At 57.6% G+C, this 17,608-nt stretch carries 17 protein-coding genes; 9 read left to right on the top strand and 8 right to left on the bottom strand.

All coding sequences use genetic code 11. The annotated features are described in order from the left end of the window. Positions 1–16 precede the first annotated feature (16 nt). On the bottom strand, positions 17–991 hold the full coding sequence (locus ACR0AP_RS04470) for an alpha/beta hydrolase (RefSeq protein ID WP_480505553.1): 975 nt from the start codon (positions 989–991) through the stop codon (positions 17–19). Beyond that, positions 991–1,281 (bottom strand): SCP2 sterol-binding domain-containing protein, encoded by a 291-nt coding sequence (locus ACR0AP_RS04465; RefSeq protein WP_209504212.1) that lies wholly within the window; start codon positions 1,279–1,281, stop codon positions 991–993. Before ACR0AP_RS04465 ends, ACR0AP_RS04470 begins: the two co-directional genes overlap by 1 nt. A 69-nt stretch (positions 1,282–1,350) precedes the next feature. Between ACR0AP_RS04465 and ACR0AP_RS04460 the strand changes: the two genes are divergently transcribed. From ACR0AP_RS04460 to ACR0AP_RS04435, 6 genes are all read left to right on the top strand, one after another. After that, the gene (locus ACR0AP_RS04460; protein WP_480505551.1) at positions 1,351–1,920 is read left to right on the top strand and encodes a tetratricopeptide repeat protein; all 570 of its coding nucleotides are present in this window, start codon (positions 1,351–1,353) and stop codon (positions 1,918–1,920) included. A 20-nt stretch (positions 1,921–1,940) separates the two neighbouring features. After that, positions 1,941–4,769, top strand: a complete 2,829-nt coding sequence (locus tag ACR0AP_RS04455) for a helicase-related protein (protein WP_480505549.1) — start codon at positions 1,941–1,943, stop codon at positions 4,767–4,769. A 6-nt stretch (positions 4,770–4,775) separates the two neighbouring features. After that, a complete protein-coding gene (locus tag ACR0AP_RS04450) occupies positions 4,776–5,141 on the top strand; it encodes an RNA-binding S4 domain-containing protein (protein ID WP_209504209.1) in 366 nt (121 codons plus the stop codon). Between the two features lie 66 nt (positions 5,142–5,207). Then, on the top strand, positions 5,208–5,546 hold the full coding sequence (gene fdxA, locus ACR0AP_RS04445) for a ferredoxin FdxA (protein ID WP_170616129.1): 339 nt from the start codon (positions 5,208–5,210) through the stop codon (positions 5,544–5,546). Between the two features lie 279 nt (positions 5,547–5,825). Then, positions 5,826–6,335: a CarD family transcriptional regulator gene (locus ACR0AP_RS04440; RefSeq protein ID WP_209504207.1), complete on the top strand. Its 510-nt coding sequence runs from the start codon at positions 5,826–5,828 to the stop codon at positions 6,333–6,335. A 117-nt stretch (positions 6,336–6,452) separates the two neighbouring features. Next, positions 6,453–7,214 carry a potassium channel family protein gene (locus ACR0AP_RS04435; protein WP_480481368.1) on the top strand — a complete coding sequence of 254 codons (762 nt, stop codon included), beginning with the start codon at positions 6,453–6,455 and terminating at the stop codon, positions 7,212–7,214. On the opposite strand, the gene cobS is transcribed toward ACR0AP_RS04435, so the two are convergent. Further along, entirely contained in the window at positions 7,211–7,975 is a 765-nt protein-coding gene (gene cobS, locus ACR0AP_RS04430) for an adenosylcobinamide-GDP ribazoletransferase (protein WP_480481366.1), read from the bottom strand. The two genes, ACR0AP_RS04435 and cobS, sit on opposite strands and share 4 nt — an antisense overlap. Positions 7,976–8,053: 78 nt before the next feature. Between cobS and cobT the strand changes: the two genes are divergently transcribed. Further along, positions 8,054–9,064, top strand: coding sequence for a nicotinate-nucleotide--dimethylbenzimidazole phosphoribosyltransferase (cobT, locus tag ACR0AP_RS04425; protein WP_480505547.1), 1,011 nt, complete (start codon positions 8,054–8,056; stop codon positions 9,062–9,064). Positions 9,065–9,094: 30 nt separating this feature from the next. Here cobT and ACR0AP_RS04420 read toward each other — a convergent pair whose 3' ends face one another. Together ACR0AP_RS04420 and ACR0AP_RS04415 are read right to left on the bottom strand one after the other, a co-directional pair. After that, entirely contained in the window at positions 9,095–10,975 is a 1,881-nt protein-coding gene (locus tag ACR0AP_RS04420) for a monovalent cation:proton antiporter-2 (CPA2) family protein (RefSeq protein ID WP_480505545.1), read from the bottom strand. A gap of 19 nt (positions 10,976–10,994) precedes the next feature. Beyond that, positions 10,995–11,450 carry an Lrp/AsnC family transcriptional regulator gene (locus ACR0AP_RS04415; protein WP_480505543.1) on the bottom strand — a complete coding sequence of 152 codons (456 nt, stop codon included), beginning with the start codon at positions 11,448–11,450 and terminating at the stop codon, positions 10,995–10,997. Between the two features lie 146 nt (positions 11,451–11,596). On the opposite strand from ACR0AP_RS04415, the gene hppD reads away from it, so the two are divergent. Next, the gene (gene hppD, locus ACR0AP_RS04410) at positions 11,597–12,694 is read left to right on the top strand and encodes a 4-hydroxyphenylpyruvate dioxygenase (protein WP_480505541.1); all 1,098 of its coding nucleotides are present in this window, start codon (positions 11,597–11,599) and stop codon (positions 12,692–12,694) included. 87 nt (positions 12,695–12,781) lie between these two features. Here hppD and ACR0AP_RS04405 read toward each other — a convergent pair whose 3' ends face one another. Then, positions 12,782–14,734 carry a hypothetical protein gene (locus ACR0AP_RS04405; RefSeq protein ID WP_480505539.1) on the bottom strand — a complete coding sequence of 651 codons (1,953 nt, stop codon included), beginning with the start codon at positions 14,732–14,734 and terminating at the stop codon, positions 12,782–12,784. A gap of 164 nt (positions 14,735–14,898) precedes the next feature. On the opposite strand from ACR0AP_RS04405, the gene ACR0AP_RS04400 reads away from it, so the two are divergent. Continuing rightward, positions 14,899–15,594, top strand: coding sequence for an SIMPL domain-containing protein (locus ACR0AP_RS04400; RefSeq protein WP_480481356.1), 696 nt, complete (start codon positions 14,899–14,901; stop codon positions 15,592–15,594). Between the two features lie 2 nt (positions 15,595–15,596). Here the strand turns inward: ACR0AP_RS04400 and ACR0AP_RS04395 are convergent, their stop codons facing one another. Continuing rightward, on the bottom strand, positions 15,597–16,307 hold the full coding sequence (locus ACR0AP_RS04395) for a GNAT family N-acetyltransferase (RefSeq protein WP_480505537.1): 711 nt from the start codon (positions 16,305–16,307) through the stop codon (positions 15,597–15,599). Between the two features lie 2 nt (positions 16,308–16,309). Then, positions 16,310–17,602: an O-acetylhomoserine aminocarboxypropyltransferase/cysteine synthase family protein gene (locus tag ACR0AP_RS04390; protein WP_480485932.1), complete on the bottom strand. Its 1,293-nt coding sequence runs from the start codon at positions 17,600–17,602 to the stop codon at positions 16,310–16,312. Positions 17,603–17,608 lie beyond the last annotated feature (6 nt).

Here is a 17,608-nt window from a genome sequence, read left to right as displayed (position 1 = left end):
CCAAAGGTGAAAAGGTTTACGAGGAAACCAGCTTGGAAGCGCCATTGGCCTGGTTGGCCAGAAAATGCGCCGCGATCTGGTCCAGAACAGGCCCTCGAACCTCGGGTGCTTCCATCAGCACCTCGTGTTCACCATCCGGAATTTCGATCAGCGTTCCGTTGGGCCAATTGGCCATGCGCGCACGAATTGCCTTGCGGTCCACAATTTGCTCATGGCTGCCCAAAAATGTCAGGCAAGGAGATTTCGGGGCGGGCTGTTCCATCAACCATGCACATTCGTCCAGCGACTCGCGCAGCCACAGGTTTGAAGGGGCACCCAGCGCGAGTTCAGGATGTGCGTTCAACTGATCCTGCATCATCCGGTACATGTCCGGGTCGCGGGTCAGCATGTTTCCCTCGAAAGGTTGCGACAGAACATAGCTTTTGAGCGTTGTGGTGGGGGGTGTGCGCTCGCCCAGGCCAAGCGCCGTGCCCCAATAGGCTGTCACGCGGCTTAAGGGTTTCATGACCGGAGTGAAGAAAATTCCCCACATAGGGCCCGTGAAGGCACACGCAGCAAAGCAGCCATTCTCGATGACGGCACGCAACCCGATTGCACCGCCCATCGAATGCCCGACCACGTACCATGGTTTTGGCAGGTCCAGCGCGCTTGCAAGTTTCAGGGTAACCTGAACGTCCTGCTGGTAATCGGTGAACTGATCGACATGTCCGACCCGAGCATCGTCCAGCAACCGATCTGCAAGACCCTGACCGCGCCAGTCGACAGCCAGCATGGCGAACCCACGCTCTACGAATTCGCTGGCAGTATTGCCGTATTTTTCTATGTATTCCGTGCGTCCCGGAAACATCATGACAGTGCCATGTGCCTTTCCGCCCGGAAGCCAGTGAGCAACGCGGATGCGTTTTTGATCCGACGTCGTCAACCAGTGGGCCTTTCCACCGGCGGGGCCGCCGGCCACGTCTTCAAACAGGGGGGCCGGCGAGAACTCCATCAGGCCAGTACCGATGCAAGTTTCATGGCAACACCCATGTCGCCATCAATGCTCAGCTTGCCGGACATGAACGCACCTGTAGGGTTCAATTCGCCGCTGAGGATTTGTTCGAACGTGTCGGCATCCGCGCTGAGGGTGACATCAGCATCGTCGTCGCTGACCCGCGCACCGTTAGAATCCAGGACAATGGCACCCAGATCGGCGATATCAAACTTGGCCGAGGCATCAAACGCGCCGCCTTCCAGTTTTTCATTCAAAGCGGCGGCTGCCTTTTCAAGAGTCTCGCTCATGTTTTTCCTCATATTGTTAGTGCGCCGTGAATGGACATCCCCGGTCGCAACGCTACACTGACTATTGTTATGAGCATTGCAATCTACAATCTCAAAGGTATCGTCGCGGCACTTTTTGTCCTAGTCACGATTTCCTCCACTTGCCTCGCGCAACAGGCGGATTTGCGCGATGAGGGCGAATTGCTGCAAAAACTTGCCCAATCGACGCCCGAGCAGGCCATTGCTCTGGATCGGCAGTTGCAAGCTCTGTGGGCCCAGTCCGGTTCAGCATCGGCCGATCTGCTGCTGGAACGTGGCCGTGAAGCGCTGGATGACGGTGACGTAGGTGCGGCGCTGGAACATCTGACCGCCCTGACGGACCATGCGCCCGATTTTGCTGAAGGCTGGCACCTGCGCGCTTCGGCCTTTTTCGGGATCGAACGGTTTGGCATGGCCGCTGCCGATCTGGAACATGCCCTGACCCTGAACCCCAACAATTACGAGGCAATCTACGGTTTGGGACTGATCTTTGAGGTTATCGGACAACCTGACAAAGCCTACGAGGCCTATTCACGGGCATTGGCTATACATCCCCACCACGAAGAAGTAACCAATGCGGTGAATCGACTGAAGCCGCAGATTGACGGCGCAGCGCTGTAAGGTCCGGGCAGGGGGCAAAGGTGAGCGGGTCATCCCGAATAGTGGCCGTTTTGGGCCCTACGAATACAGGTAAAACCCATTACGCAATCGAACGGATGCTGGGATACCGCACAGGTGTCATCGGTCTGCCGCTGCGTCTGCTTGCGCGCGAGGTCTATGACAAGATCGTCGCCATCCGCGGGCCATCGGTTGTTGCTTTGGTTACCGGCGAAGAGAGGATCGTGCCGCCTCGGACCCAGTATTGGGTCTGCACGGTCGAGGCGATGCCCGAAGGTATGGGCGCGGATTTCGTGGCAATTGATGAAATCCAGCTGTGTGCCGATCCCGAGCGCGGCCATGTCTTTACGGATCGCCTGCTTCGGTCGCGCGGAACAAACGAGACACTTTTCCTTGGCTCTGACACCATGCGCGGCCCGATTGCCGCGCTGGTGCCCGAGGCGCAGTTTGTCCGGCGCGAGCGGATGTCACAGTTGGTCTATTCCGGTTCGAAGAAACTCAGCCGGATGCCTGCACGCAGCGCTATTGTCGGGTTTTCGGTTGAGAATGTGTATGCCATCGCGGAGCTTTTGCGCCGTCTGAAAGGTGGCGCGGCGGTGGTCATGGGTGCTCTCAGCCCACGAACCCGCAACGCTCAGGTGGAACTTTATCAAAATGGCGAGGTTGATTATCTGGTTGCCACAGATGCCATCGGCATGGGCTTGAACCTGGATGTAAACCACGTTGCATTTTCATCCCTGACCAAATTCGACGGGCGGCGGATGCGCCCGCTGGCCCCGAATGAACTGGCCCAGATCGCAGGCCGTGCCGGGCGTGGCATGTCGGACGGCACCTTTGGCGTGACCGGAGAGGCGCCGCCGCTGGACGAAGGTGTCGCCCAGGCAATCATGGACAGCCGGTTTACGCCGATGAAAAAGCTGAACTGGCGGAATGCCGCTCTCCGGTTTGGTTCGATTGATGCGCTGATCAGCTCGCTTGAGGTCAGTCCGAGTGACGAACACCTGATCAAAGCCCGCCCTGCTGATGACCTGAATGTGTTGAAATCGCTGTCACAACAGGCCGAGATTGCCGCCCGTGCAAGTGACGGTCCATCCATCCGATTGCTGTGGGATGTGTGCAGAATCCCTGATTTTCGCGGCATCAGCCATGCAGAGCACGCCAGTCTGCTGGAAGTGATCTATGGCCACCTGCACGAACGCGGCAGTATTCCCGACGATTTCATGGCCCGGCAGATACGGCGGATTGACCAAACCCATGGGGATATCGATGCGTTATCCAAAAGGTTGGCATATATTCGCACCTGGACATATGTTGCGCAACGAAACGGTTGGGTGCGTGACGAATCACATTGGCGTGACGAAACGCGCACTGTAGAAGACAGGCTGTCTGACGCACTACATGAGCGACTGACTCAAAGATTTGTGGACCGGCGTACATCGGTTTTGTTGCGGCGGCTCAAACAGAAGGAGGCCCTTTTGGCCGAAGTAAATGACAAGGGTGAAGTGACCGTCGAAGGCGAATTCGTCGGTCGTCTGGAAGGGTTCCGGTTCAGCCCGGACAAAAGCGCGCAAGGAACCGAGGCGAAAGCGCTCAAATCGGCATCCCTGCAAGCACTCGCGCCGCAATTCCATCTGCGTGCCGATCGCTTCTACAATGCGCCCGATACCGAAATTGATTTCACCGATCAGGGTGGCCTGATGTGGGGCGAATATGCCGTTGGCAAATTGGTTGCCGGGGCCGAACCTCTCAAGCCCGTGGTCGAGGTTTTTGTGGATGAGGCCGCCGGTCCGGATGTTGAACAGAAGGTGCGGCGCCGGTTGCAGCACTTCATCGACCGCAAGATCGCTGCGCTGTTCGAGCCATTGCTGAATCTGTCGCGCGATGAGGAACTCAACGGGCTGGCCAAAGGATTTGCCTTCCGCATGGTCGAGGCGCTGGGCGTACTGCCCCGCGCAGGGGTCGCACAAGAGGTCAAGGATCTGGATCAGGACGCCCGCGGCGCCTTGCGCAAGCATGGTATCCGGTTTGGCCAGTTCACCATCTTTATGCCGCTGCTGCTGAAACCTGCTCCCACGCGTCTGCGTCTCGTGCTTTGGGCGCTGTCCAGCGGTTTGCAGGAATTTCCCGAAGCACCGCCTCCGGGTCTGGTCACTGTGCCGGTCGCCAAGGATGCACCACAGGGCTATGACACCATGTGCGGCTACCGCGATGCGGGTGACCGATCGATCCGGATCGACATGTTGGAACGTCTGGCCGATATGCTTCGTGCGGAGGACAGCCGTGGCGGGTTCGAAGCCAAGCCGGATATGCTGTCGATCACCGGTATGACGCTTGAACAGTTTGCTGACCTGATGCAGGGGTTGGGCTACAAAGCCGAACGCGGCGAGCGTGACAAGGTCAAACCAGCCCCGGTAGAGCAGCCTCCTGTGACAGAGGCGGCGGAACAAGCCGTTATCGGCGAGACGCCAGCACCTGACGCGGCCTCAGAAGAGGTCGCCGCGCCCGCCGAGGCGACAGCCGAGGCCACCGAAAGCACCGAGGCGGCAGCCGAGGCTGTCGCAGAGGGTCAGGTTGCGGAACCTGCGTCGGATGAACCCGAAGTTGAAGTGTTTTACACCTTCACCTGGGGCCGTCAGCGTCAGCCGAACCGTGGCCCGCGCCGCGAGCCGGGGCAGGGCAAGGGGAAACCACGGGGCAAACCGCAGGACGGCCGTGGCAAACCGCACGGCAAGAAGGGCGGCAAGCCGCAGGGTGCCAAGACCTTCTCGTCACGGCCACCGAAAAAGGAAAAGGCCATTGATCCCGACAACCCGTTCGCCGCAGCGCTTATGGGTCTGAAGGACGGCAATTGACGCAAGATGGCCGAGGCCAAACTGCGAATTGACAAATGGTTGTGGCAGGCGCGGTTCTTCAAGACCCGCAGCCTTGCCGCCAAACAGGTCAGTGGCGGCCATGTCCGGCTGAATGGAAACCGGGTGCTGAAACCGGCCCAAGCCGTGGCCCCCGGTGATGTTTTGACCTTCTCGCAGGGCCGCATTGTCCGCGTCATACGTGTGGAAAAACTGGGGGAACGCCGCGGTCCGGCGCCCGAGGCGCAAACGCTGTACTTTGATATGACCGAAAAGCAGGAAGCGCCTCTTGTAAATCCGGGTTTCGAGGGAAAAGGTCGGCCAACCAAGAAAGATCGACGTGCTATTGATCTTTCTCGCCCGGAAGATCACTGATCCTGTCTTGAAGAGCGGGCCAGACTGAATTAGCTAGTCGCTCAAACCGCAAACAGGAATCCGACCATGACCTATGTAGTCACCGAAAACTGTATCGCCTGCAAATACACCGACTGTGTCGAAGTGTGCCCGGTGGACTGTTTCTACGAAGGTGAAAATACGCTGGTCATCCATCCTGACGAATGCATTGACTGCGGCGTGTGCGAGCCCGAGTGCCCCGCCGACGCGATCCGCCCCGATACCGAGCCGGGCATGGAGGAGTGGGTCGAGTTCAATCGCAAGTATTCCGAACAATGGCCGGTGATCGTCACCAAGAAAGACCCACTGCCAGATGCGGAGGAGCGTGACGGTGAAGAGGGCAAGATGGAGAAGTATTTCTCGGAAGCGCCCGGCGAAGGCGGCTGAGTGATTCGTTCCAAGCGGCCTGTTTTGGCATAAAGACCGCGGCACAACCTGTTGAATGCAGGTTGAATATGATAAATTCCCGTAAGGTAAACTTTCGGGCGTCGTAAATTTGTGATATACTATATCTACATGATGACCGAGATTGGGATGCGCTCCGTAAGTATGCTCACTTTGGAGTTCTGAATTTGTGACAATATCGCCGCCTGACGGGGCTGAGACAGTCCCCGCATGTGGTGCTTTTGTTGTCCGTGTCCCGTCCGCTAGCAAGGAAAAAACTGAATGACAAAGTCGAAAAAGCTCGAGTTCCGCCCGAACGACTATGTTGTCTACCCCGCCCATGGCGTGGGCCAGATTATCTCGATCGAGGAACAGGATGTCGCGGGATTCTCGCTTGAGCTGTTCGTCATCTCATTTGAGAAAGACAAGATGACGTTGCGCGTTCCGACCAACAAGGTAACCGAGTCCGGTCTGCGGTCGCTCAGCTCGCCCGATGTGATCAGCCAGGCGATGAAAACGCTGAAAGGCAAGGCCAAGGTGAAACGCGCCATGTGGTCCCGTCGCGCACAAGAATATGAACAGAAGATCAACTCGGGTGATCTGATCTCGATCGCCGAAGTGGTCCGTGACCTGCACCGCACCGATGATCAGCGCGAGCAGAGCTATTCCGAGCGCCAGCTGTATGAAGCTGCCTTGGAGCGTCTGACCCGTGAGGTCGCGGCTGTTTCAGGCGCTGGCGAGGTGTCAGCCGCCAAACAGGTTGACGAGGTTCTGACCTCACGCGCTGCCTGATCGAAGGTACATTGACAATACGGGCCGCTCCAAATTTGGGGCGGCCTTTTTCGTGGCTTGGTGAATTGTTCAAGTGGCGCTAATTTCACTGTGTATGCAGCAGATTACCGGACGCACATGAAGCAGACTGTGAAATACCTGTACATCGGACACGACCCTGTTTCGGTCTGGTTTAGGTATGCGCTGATCCTGTTCGATGTTGCGACAATCATTTTCTTTGTCGGGACGGCGCACATCCCGCATGGGCCGGGCTTAACCGTTGCAAGCCAACTGGTCGGTGTGCTGATTTTTCTGGATTTCTCTGCGCGGCTCTGGATCTCAAAAGACCGCTGGAGATTTTTGCGCCAGATTTACACAGTGGCGGATATCGTGGTCATCCTCTCGCTGGTGCTTGATCCGTTTTTGACAGGCAACCTCGCTTTCCTGCGGATTTTACGTGCCCTGCGTCTGATCCATTCATATCACCTGCTCTGGGATCTGCGGCGCGACAGCCGTTTTTTCCGCACGCACGAGGACGCAGTTATTGCGGCGATCAACCTGCTGGTCTTTGTTTTTGCCACCTCAACGGCCGTTTTGGTATTTTTTATCCCCGAAGACGCGCAAACACCTTACATAGACGCGCTGTATTTTACCATGGCGACGCTCACCACGACCGGGTTTGGCGACATCACTTTGGTCACACCGGGCGGCAAAATGTTTTCCGTCTTCATTATGGTCGTTGGCGTAGCCTTGTTCGTCCGGCTGGCGCAGGCGATTTTCGCGCCACAGAAGGTCCGCCACAAATGCCCCAGCTGCGGGCTGTACCGGCACGACCCCGACGCCGTGCATTGCAAACATTGCGGCGATACGTTGCGAATTGAAACCGGGGGCGCGTCTTAGATCTGGGCGCTGATGGCAAGCAGAAATGTGATTTCCGCCAATTGTTGTGATGCGCCCAGAATGTCTCCGGTTTGACCGCCGATCTTGGTCTTCGCGACGAGCCCCAAAACAGCGACGATCAAAGCCGCGAAGAGTATCGCGGTAAGCGCCAGACTTCCGCACAAGCTGTAAGCGACCAGAATCGCGATGCCCACAGCGATACAGGCTGATCCTGCGCCGGGGGTGCCAACTGAATGGCTCAGGCCCGACTTTCTGGCGTTTGGAAGAAGAACCATTAGAGCTGGCATCAGGGCGCGGGAAAATACGCAAGCTGCAACAACCATCCAGATCGGACCAACAGCCAGCATGGTGGAAATCGCGGATATTCGTAAAATCTGCGAGATCATCAAGGCAAGCACGCCGTACGTTCCAATCTGGCTGTCCTTCATGATCTCCAGCCGACGTTCAGCGGTGAAACCGCCCCAAAGCCCGTCGAACGTGTCGGCCAGACCATCCTCGTGCATAGCGCCCGTCAACAGGATCAGTACCGCGACCAGCAACGAGGCTGCGACAAACGGGGGCAGTTGAAACCCCATCGCCAGCCAACCGGTCAGGCATGCCAGCCCGCCAACGACCAGCCCAACCAGTGGAAATGCCCATACCGATTGTGCCTGCCGGGCAAACACGGCTTTGGGCAAACGGGGCAGGGGCAGGCGGGTCAACAGCACCAGGGCCAGCGGAACATCCCACAGGGAAAACGGTTTGGTGTCGTTTTTTTGCACGCCCGTGCCTTTCGGGGTCTTGTTGGTTTCGATCCTTCGGTTAAACACGCAGGACCACTCTGATGCAATGAGGCTTTCATGCTGCCTGAACTGAATGATTTGAACACGTTCCGTGCTGTCCTGGCGGGGGCTCCGGGCCCGGATGCCGCTGCGGTGCAGGGCGCGGCCGAACGAAATGGACAATTGACCAAACCCCCTGGTGCGCTTGGTCGGCTTGAGGATCTTGCGGTCTGGTATGCAGGATGGCGAGGGGACGCCCGTCCACAAATCAGCGCGCCTCAGGTCATTGTGTTTGCCGGAAATCACGGTGTTAGCGCGCAGGGTGTTTCGGCCTTTCCGCCGGAAGTAACCGTGCAGATGGTGATGAATTTCGAACATGGCGGGGCGGCGATAAATCAGTTGGCAAGGGCGGCAGGCGCGAAGATGGATGTTCACGCGCTGGATCTGGACAAGCCGACCGCGGATTTCACCCAAACCCCCGCCATGACAGAGGATGAGTTGCTGGCCGCGTTGCGCACTGGCTGGCTGGCCGTTGATCCGCAATCCGATCTTTTGGTGGTCGGCGAAATGGGGATTGGCAACACCACCCCGGCTGCGGCTATTGCCTGCGCGCTGTTTGGTGGCGACGCGTCCGATTGGACAGGGCGCGGAACCGGTGTGGATGACGCCGGTCTGGTCAACAAAACCCGTGTCGTGGCCGAGGGCGTCGCGAAACACACGTCGAATGATGGTCTGGACATCCTGCGCTGTCTGGGTGGGCGCGAGATTGCTGCGATGGCGGGTGCAATTGCTGCCGCGCGGGTGTTGCGCATCCCGGTGATCCTGGACGGGTTCATCTGTTCGGCCGCCGCAGCCTGCTTATGGAAGCTGTCCGATGGCGCGCTGGATCATGCCGTGGCAGGCCACCAAAGCGCCGAAGCGGCCCATGGTGCCGTGCTGGCAAAATTGGGTAAAGAGCCGTTGCTGAGCCTTGGCCTGCGGTTGGGCGAAGGGTCCGGCGGGGCCTTGGCGATCAACATTCTGAAAAGTGCCGTCGCCTGTCATTCCGGCATGGCTACCTTTGCCGAAGCTGGGGTTTCGGACGGCTAAACCCGCACCTGACCCGGGCAAAGGCCTGGGTCAGGCCGATTTCTTGGCGTGCTCTTCAGCCAGTTCCAGCAGCGCGGTTTCCAGATCCTTTTCCAGCGCCTGCGAACGCTCGATGTATTTCTTGTTTTCGGCGATTGGCATTCCGGGGACCCAAAGCTCGGCCAGATCGCGCACTGCCTTCCTGTCATGGTGGTAAAACGTCTGTTCAGCCTGGGCTGCTTCGTATTCACTCAGTCCGATATTCTCCAGAACATAGCGACCTGCGCGCAGCGAACTGTCGAACATTTCCCGCACGATGTCATTGGCACCCGCCTGATACAACTCGTATACATGGGTCCGGTCGCGGGCGCGGGCGATGATGTGAAGGTCAGGACGCTGCCGTCTGGCATAGCTGACAAGCCGTGTGACTTGCTTGTGATCATCCATAACGGCGACAAGAACGGATGCTTTGTCCAATCCCGCCGCGCGCAACAGTTCCGGCCGAGTGGGATCGCCCAGAAAGCCTTTGACGCCAAATCGGCGCATCAGCTGAATCGTTTCAATATTGTGGTCCAGAACGACTGTCTTGAAACCGCTGGCCCGCACCAGCCGGTTGACGATCTGACCAAAGCGACCAATGCCGGCGATGATGACCGGGCCCTTTTCGTCAATCACGTCAGGTTCAGGGCTGGCCGCGGAATCGCCAATCTTCCGCGACAACGCATCGTAGACGATGAAAAGAAGAGGCGTGATTAACATCGTCAGAGCAACGATCATTAGCAGTTTCTGCGACAGGTCGGGCGGAATGACATTCTGTTTCGTCGAAAATGCCAGCAGGACAAAACCGAACTCACCAGCCTGCGCCAACCCAAGGGTGAACAACCAGTGATCACGCCCCCGCAGTTTGAAGGCCTTGCCCACCAGAAATAGGATGATCCCCTTGGCAAGTATCACAAGCAGCGCCAGTCCGATCAGGTCCAGCGGGTCGTTGAAAAAATAACCGAAGTCTATTCCGGCACCGACCGTGATGAAAAACAGCCCCAGAAACAATCCTTTGAACGGCTCAAGGTCGCTTTCCATTTCATGTCTGAATTCAGAACTGGCCAGAACAACGCCTGCCAGGAACGCGCCCAGGGCAGGTGATAGGCCGACCAGTGTCATCAGAAACGAAATGCCCACGACAATCATCAGTGCCAGTGCGGTGTACATCTCGCGCAGACGGGTTGCGTGGATGAAGCGAAACAACGGTCTTGTCAGGTAGACACCGGCCAGAATGACAAACACCACCGCGCCGATTGTGACAAGGGTAACGGCCCAGCCCGGCAGCCCTTCGACCAGCGACAAACTGTGATCGCCTGCGCCATGTGATCCTCCGGCCCCCCGGTCAATCGATCCATCTGCTTGGAAACGCGGCATGGCGGGCAGCGCCAGCAGTGGCAACAAAGCCAGAATTGGGATCACCGCGATGTCCTGCGTCAACAGAACCGAAAATGTCGCGCGGCCGCCGTTTGTCTGCATCAGGCCTTTTTCTGACAGGGTTTGAAGAACGATCGCAGTCGAGGAAAGCGAAAGGGTCAAACCCACCGCCAGGGCAACCGACCATGGATGGTTGGCGTACACAGCCACGGCAGCAATCGCGACTGTTGACAGCAACACCTGCAAACCGCCCAGACCCAATAGTTTGTCGCGCATATCCCATAAGGCGCGTGGCTCCAATTCCAGACCAATGAGAAACAGCATCATCACCACGCCAAATTCGGCCACATGCTGAAGATTTTCAGTTTCTGCTCCGACTAACCCCAGTACGGGTCCGATAATGATCCCGGCTGCAAGATAGCCCAGCACAGATCCCAAACCCAGTCTGGCAGACAGGGGAACGGCAATGACTGCCGCTGCCAGATAGATCGAAGCCTGGTATAGAAAGTCGTCCATGTGTGTCCTCGGAACCTTTTCAGGTGGGAAGGGGGGCGTCGCGTTTAAGTTGATCCATTACAATCTGGCTCTGTACTCGTGCAACGGCAGGATGCGGCAGGATCACCTGATGTAGCAAGCTGTTGAGGGCGGACAGGTCGTCACAGTAGATGTGCAGCAGATAGTCTGCCTCACCCGTCATCGTCCATGCGCTGGTAATCTCGGGGCGGGTGTCGACCATGCGGGCAAAGCTTGCGGATTGCTCGGGGCCATGGGTGCCCAGATGCACCTGAACGAACCCCTGCACCTGCAGGCCCAGTTTCAGCGGGTCCAGCCGGGCAGCGTACCCGGTGATGTACCCTTCGACTTCAAGCCGCTGTCGGCGGCGTCCCGCTTGGCTGGGCGACAGGTTCAGCATTTCACCCAGTTGTTGCGCTGTCAGATGTGCATCTTTTTGCAGCGCGGAAAGCAGTCGCTTGTCGGTTGCATCCAACATGTGCGGAAAAATCCTGATTTTATTAACTGATATGCGCATTTTGCGCGTCATCTTGCAGTTTATACAAAAACAATGCGCAGAAACAGCGTCAGAAAAGTCGTATTTTTGAATCAGCAAAGAAATTCCTGTTTTCGTAGGAGACGCCCATGGGTCCTTTCCCGCACAATGCCCCGAAATCCGTGATCAGCGAAGAAAACCCTGCCGGAACAGATGGGTTTGAATTCGTCGAATTCGCCCATCCAGAACCGCAGGAGCTGCGTGATCTGTTCGCAAAGATGGGGTTTGATCTGGTGGCCCGCCACAAGGAAAAACCTGCTGTCGAGCTTTGGCAACAAGGGGATGTCACATACATCCTGAATGCTGACCCGGACAGTTTCGCGGCTAAGTTCGTGGCCGAACATGGGCCCTGCGCGCCATCGATGGGCTGGCGGGTGGTGGACGCGCAAAAAGCGTATGAGCATGCCGTGTCAAAAGGTGCGGAACCTTACGACCACGCTGACAAAACCATGAATGTGCCTGCGATCAAGGGTATTGGCGGGTCGCTGATCTATTTCATTGATCAGTACTACGACACATCGCCCTATAATCAGGAATTCAACTGGATCAAGGAATCCAAACCTCGGGGCGAGGGGTTCTTCTATCTCGATCACCTGACGCACAATGTCTACAAGGGCAACATGGACAAGTGGTTCAAGTTCTATGGCGACCTGTTCAACTTCCGTGAAATTCGTTTCTTTGACATTCAGGGAAAATTCACCGGCCTTTATAGCCGCGCGCTGACATCACCCTGCGGTCGTATTCGTATTCCGATCAACGAGGACCGCGGTGAGACCGGGCAGATCGTGTCTTACCTGAAGAAATACAAAGGTGAAGGCATTCAGCATATCGCGGTTGGTAGCGATGACATCTATGCCTCGACCGATGCCATTGCTGAAAACGGCCTGAAGTTCATGCCGGGTCCGAATGAAGCTTATTACGAGATGTCCAGGACCCGCGTGGTCGGTCATGAAGAGCCGCTGGACCTGATGATGAAACACGGCATCCTGATCGACGGTGAAGGTGTCGTTGACGGGGGCGAGACGCGCATTCTGTTGCAGATCTTCTCGAAAACGGTGATTGGCCCGATCTTCTTCGAGTTTATTCAGCGCAAGGGTGATGATGGTTTCGGCGAAGGGAACTTCCAGGCGCTGTTTGAATCCATCGAGCGCGAACAGATCGAAAACGGCGAGATTTCCGCGGCTTGATCCAAATGAACCAATAAGTCGGGGGCGGTTCTGCTGCCTCTGACGTGCCTGTCTACAGGTGATCGGTCACGGTTTTGAGCGCCTATGTCAGCTGCGTGGCATCGCCAGGGTCACGTTGCGACCTTTCTTTTGATAACGCAGTTCACTGTCACTGATAGCAATGACCTTGCCGCCGTCAATACTGTCCCCAACTTTCAGTTTTTTGTAGCGCCCACTGGGAAGCCGGACCAAGGCGCGACGGTTTGCGGGTGTGCCGTAAACGCCGATCAGATTTAAGCGACGCAGATTGATCGCGTTATCGAGTGTAGCCTGGCGGGCTACAGATGCGGTTGTGGGAATCTTGGGTGCAACCGATTTCGCCTGAAACGATCCGGCGTCGTCTGAACTCTGGTCCAGCGCGGCCGTTGATCCAAGATTGGAGTTACCAGAAGCAGGTGCCTTTGCCGTGTCCAGACCCGCCGGTCGCAACCTAGGGCGCGGGACGCGGACAACGGCCAATGCGGTTGGCGTCTCGTCGATTTCTGTGCGCGCTTGCAGACTGTCCGGGCGTGCTTTTGGTCGCTTGGCCGAAAGCTCTGCCAGAGACCGCCCCCCCAACTGCCCGCGCTCGAAGCTCTCGACCAGATCTGCGGGGCGGAGTTTGGGGCGAAGACCGGCCAGTCTTTCGTCGACCTCGTCAAGTACGGGTTCGTCTTCGAAACGCACTGGCGTCGCCGGAGGAACCTTCGGTGGCCGGCCCTGATAAATGACAATCCCATCCGGGTTCAGCGTCCCTTCCGGCGTGGGCGTTACCAGCCCGCGGTCATCCAGATTGAACCGGGCTCCTGCAATGCCATGTTGCACGTCCCGAACGAAGGGTTCGTCGGTATCGAAACTGGAAGCCGGGGGCAGGGCAACCGCATCGCTTGACAGGTCGGATTTGTCAATCGACGTCAGATACAGATCGTCCGGTTCCGGGGCTTCTGGCACATCCAAAGCGGCCGGAGGCGTTACATTCACACCGGAGGCAGCGCTGATATCCTCATCTGCCTCGGGGTCCTGAGCTACAGATTCAACAGGGGTCGGGGCCACCTTGAGTGCCTCAAGGATTGCTGCGTCGGTTGGGGTGAGTTCCGGTTGTTCTACGGTATCTGCCTCGGCGGGGTCTGGTGTAGGGGGCACGTCCCCGTCCAGAGCAGGCTCAGGCGGCAAGTTTTCTGGGGGGGCAATTGCCAAAACTTCGGGCACTGTCGGTGGCAGGGCGTCGATATTCGGCTCGGAAACACCAATCTCGGTTGGAGTTGGGCTCAGTGCGACCTGATCTGTTTCTCCACCGCTGTCCAAGGCCAGCCAAACGCCGAAAACGCCGCCAAGAAGAACCGCCGCGGCAAATGCCGGGATCGCAATGCGCGGTGCCTGCGCTTTCGTATTCGCAAACTTTTTGTCAGGTGTTTCGGGGGTCAGAAACACGTTTGGTGCCGCGGCGCCTGCAATGGGATGCGCTGGTTTCCCAGCGGATTTTGCCGGTTCGGGCTGGTCTGTGTTTTTTACCGGCAGCGGGGGCTCTGTTGGTTGGGTTTTCGATGCGCCCGAACGTTCTGTGAACAATGCCTCTCGGGGGAATGCGTCTGCGTCTTCCTCGGCGCAAAACAAAACCGGTACGAAACCATGGTCCGAGGCAAAGGTACGCGCCTCGCTCAGCGTTTCTTGCGCAACAGCTGCAACATAGGTGGTGCCGCCTTCGGTCTGATAGTCGTAGCTGAGCTCGGACAAAGCGTAAGGCGTTGCGTCGGCAAGTGCGCTCTCAATACGTTCGACCGTGTCTTCGGGGGGCAAGTCATCGGTTGCAACCTGAAGGTATCGAACCTGTTCGGAAGGCAAAACAAGCTTGCAGCTTAGGTCGTTTTCCAACGCAAAGGCGTTTTCCCGCAAAACCTGCATCTGACCGGACAGGTCCGGCGAATCCAAGGGAATCGAGCCGATAACGAACCATTCGTCATCCGAGTGATGATACAGTGATATTCTGGTCGCAGAAAAAGACAGCGCAAAGGCAGGTTTCATAATCCGCAGGAACCATAATTATCAACGTCAATGCAAACACCTTGGCGTTCGCAGACCGACATTAAAGCAGGAACTTGCCGAGGGAAAGAAAAAGGCAAACTCTCCTCTTGTATGGCAATGCATCGCCGACCCATCTTTAACGCAAGCAAATCGGAGTGATAACATTGAAGACATTCGCTTTTCTGGCCGCAATGATGGCCGCAACGACCGCTGGACTTGCCCATGCGGAAGAACGTCGCATCACCGTTGACGCAACCGGAACCATCGATGTTGCCCCCGATATGGCGACGATCACATTGGGTGTGACAAATGAAAATGCCGAGGCTTCAGCAGCGATGCAGGCCACCTCGGACGCAGTTGCGAAGGTTCTTGCGCGCCTGACCGGGATGGGGATTGAAGACCGCGATATTCAGACCCGCGATCTGTCGCTTTCCCCTGTTTGGTCTGGGCGGCACGGGCAGAATGGAGAAACACCGGAAATCTCGGGGTTTGCTGCCTCGAACCGCGTGTTTGTACGTGTGCGTGATCTGTCCAAACTTGGAAGCATCATGGATGCGGTCATTCAGGATGGCGCCAACGATTTTGGTGGATTGAGCTTTGGGGTGCAGGATACCAAACCAATCGAAGCCCAAGCGCGCGCGCAAGCCGTCGGCGAAGCTATGGCCAAGGCCGAGCAGCTGGCACAGGCCGCGGGTGTAACCCTTGGCGCGGTGCAAACGATTTCGGAACAAACGGGGGGCGTGCGCCCGATGCCCGAGATGCGCATGATGAGCATGGCTGACGCAGGGGGTGTTCCTGTCGCAGGTGGTGAGGTTTCGGTGTCTGTCAGCGTCTCGATGGTGTTCGAGATCTCGGAATGAATTCAACCTGTCGCACGGGCCGTCAGCGGTTTTCGTTGCTGGCCCGAAGCGTCGAAATTGTCGGGTGACAACCAGGCCTCGAAAGCATCACGGATGCGTGGCCATTCGGTATCTATGATTGAATACCAGGCAGTGTCGCGGTTGCGCCCTTTGTAGTGGGTTGCTTGGCGAAACACGCCTTCGAAGGTAAACCCAAGCCGCTCTGCCGCACTGCGCGACGGACCATTCAGCGCGTCGCATTTCCATTCGTAACGCCGGTAACCCAGTTCATCGAACACGCGCCGCATCATCAGATACATGACTTCGGTTGATTGCGGCTTGCGCTGAAGCAGGGGTGAAAAGTGGATATGCCCGACCTCAATCGCTCCGGCGGCGGGTGCTATCCTGAGGTATGAAGCCATGCCCAATGGTATGTCATCACCGTCCAGAACAGTATGGAACATCGGGTCCGCATCCATGCAGTTGGCGCGCGCCCAGTCTTCGAACTCAGACTCGCCAGCAAACGGGCCGTAAGGCAGGTACGTCCAGTTGCGGCCATCCGTGTCCTTTGCAAACGCCCTGAACAGTCCGGGCGCATGCCTGTTCACATCAAGGGGCACGACAGAACAATACCGGCCCACCATCGGCGTATTGGGTGGCGTCGGGCGTGGAAAGTCACCCGAAACCGGTAAACCGATAGGCTGGCCAAGGTTGTTTGTGTCGTGCTGGGTCATGGTCAGGCGGTTGCTTTGGCCAGGGCTTGATCAAGGTCGGCAATCAGATCGTTCACGTCCTCGATCCCGATGGACACGCGCACCACGCCCGGACCTGCGCCTGCGGCTTCCTGCTGTTCCGGGGTCAACTGACGGTGCGTGGTCGATGCCGAATGAATGATCAGCGAGCGCGCGTCGCCCAGATTGGCTACGTGGCTGAAAATCTCCAGCGCATTGACCAGCTTGATACAGGCGTCATAGCCGCCCTTCACAGCGAATGTGAACAGGGCGCCGGCACCGCGTGGATACTGAGCCTTCACCCGATCCTGATAGGGTGAAGAGGGCAGCCCGGCATAGGTGACGTAGTCCACGCGATCATCCGCTTCCAGCCAGGCCGCGATTTTTTGCGCGTTTTCAACATGACGCTCCATCCGCAGCGATAGGGTTTCGATCCCCATCAGCGTGTAGTGGGCTGCCTGCGGGTTCATGGTCATGCCCAGATCACGCAGACCGATGGCGATGCCATGGAAGGTGAAGGCCAGCGGGCCAAAGGTCTCGTGGAACTTCAGTCCATGATAGGCCGGTTCGGGTTGGCTGAGCGAGGGGAACTTGTCATTTGCCGACCAGTCGAACTTGCCCGAATCCACGATGCAGCCGCCGGTGACGGTGCCATTGCCGGTCAGGTACTTGGTGGTTGAATGCACCACCAGCGTCGCTCCGTGATCGATCGGGCGGCACAGGTAGGGCGTGGCCGAGGTGTTGTCGACAATCAGCGGAATGCCCGCCGCATCGGCCACATCTGCCAGTGCACGGATGTCCGTCACATAGCCGCCGGGATTGGCGATGGACTCGCAGAAAATCGCACGGGTATTCTCATCGATTGCGCCCTTCACCGCGTCCAGATCATCGGTGTCGACAAACTTGGCAGACCACCCAAAGCGTTTGATTGTCTGGCTGAACTGGGTGACCGTGCCGCCATACAAACGGGTTGAGGCGACCACATTGCAACCCGGACCCATCAGCGGGAACAGCGCCATGATCTGGGCCGCGTGCCCGGACGAGCAGCAAACGGCACCAACGCCGCCTTCAAGAGTCGCCACGCGTTCCTGTAGAACGGCGACGGTTGGGTTGGTCAGGCGGGAATAGATAAAGCCCACCTCTTGCAGGTTGAACAGGGCCGCTGCGTGGTCTGCATCGCGAAACACATAGGCTGTGGTTTGATAAATGGGTGTCTGGCGCGCTCCGGTCGCCGGGTCGGGGCGGGCGCCCGCGTGAATTTGCAACGTGTCGAAACCGTAGGTGGGGCCGTCAGACATCTTGAA

The organism is Ruegeria sp. AF7, from assembly GCF_056541885.1.
This window is presented reverse-complemented; position numbering and strand designations above follow the sequence as displayed.

Excerpts from the sequence above, each read along its gene's own strand:
- ACR0AP_RS04470 (WP_480505553.1), bottom strand. The coding sequence starts at position 991 with ATGGAGTTCTCGCCGGCCCCCCTGTTTGAAGACGTGGCCGGCGGCCCC.
- ACR0AP_RS04465 (WP_209504212.1), bottom strand. The coding sequence starts at position 1,281 with ATGAGCGAGACTCTTGAAAAGGCAGCCGCCGCTTTGAATGAAAAACTG.
- ACR0AP_RS04460 (WP_480505551.1), top strand. The coding sequence starts at position 1,351 with ATGAGCATTGCAATCTACAATCTCAAAGGTATCGTCGCGGCACTTTTT.
- ACR0AP_RS04450 (WP_209504209.1), top strand. The coding sequence starts at position 4,776 with ATGGCCGAGGCCAAACTGCGAATTGACAAATGGTTGTGGCAGGCGCGG.
- fdxA (WP_170616129.1), top strand. The coding sequence starts at position 5,208 with ATGACCTATGTAGTCACCGAAAACTGTATCGCCTGCAAATACACCGAC.
- ACR0AP_RS04440 (WP_209504207.1), top strand. The coding sequence starts at position 5,826 with ATGACAAAGTCGAAAAAGCTCGAGTTCCGCCCGAACGACTATGTTGTC.
- ACR0AP_RS04435 (WP_480481368.1), top strand. The coding sequence starts at position 6,453 with ATGAAGCAGACTGTGAAATACCTGTACATCGGACACGACCCTGTTTCG.
- cobT (WP_480505547.1), top strand. The coding sequence starts at position 8,054 with ATGCTGCCTGAACTGAATGATTTGAACACGTTCCGTGCTGTCCTGGCG.
- ACR0AP_RS04420 (WP_480505545.1), bottom strand. The coding sequence starts at position 10,975 with ATGGACGACTTTCTATACCAGGCTTCGATCTATCTGGCAGCGGCAGTC.
- ACR0AP_RS04415 (WP_480505543.1), bottom strand. The coding sequence starts at position 11,450 with ATGTTGGATGCAACCGACAAGCGACTGCTTTCCGCGCTGCAAAAAGAT.
- hppD (WP_480505541.1), top strand. The coding sequence starts at position 11,597 with ATGGGTCCTTTCCCGCACAATGCCCCGAAATCCGTGATCAGCGAAGAA.
- ACR0AP_RS04405 (WP_480505539.1), bottom strand. The coding sequence starts at position 14,734 with ATGAAACCTGCCTTTGCGCTGTCTTTTTCTGCGACCAGAATATCACTG.
- ACR0AP_RS04395 (WP_480505537.1), bottom strand. The coding sequence starts at position 16,307 with ATGACCCAGCACGACACAAACAACCTTGGCCAGCCTATCGGTTTACCG.
- ACR0AP_RS04390 (WP_480485932.1), bottom strand. The coding sequence starts at position 17,602 with ATGTCTGACGGCCCCACCTACGGTTTCGACACGTTGCAAATTCACGCG.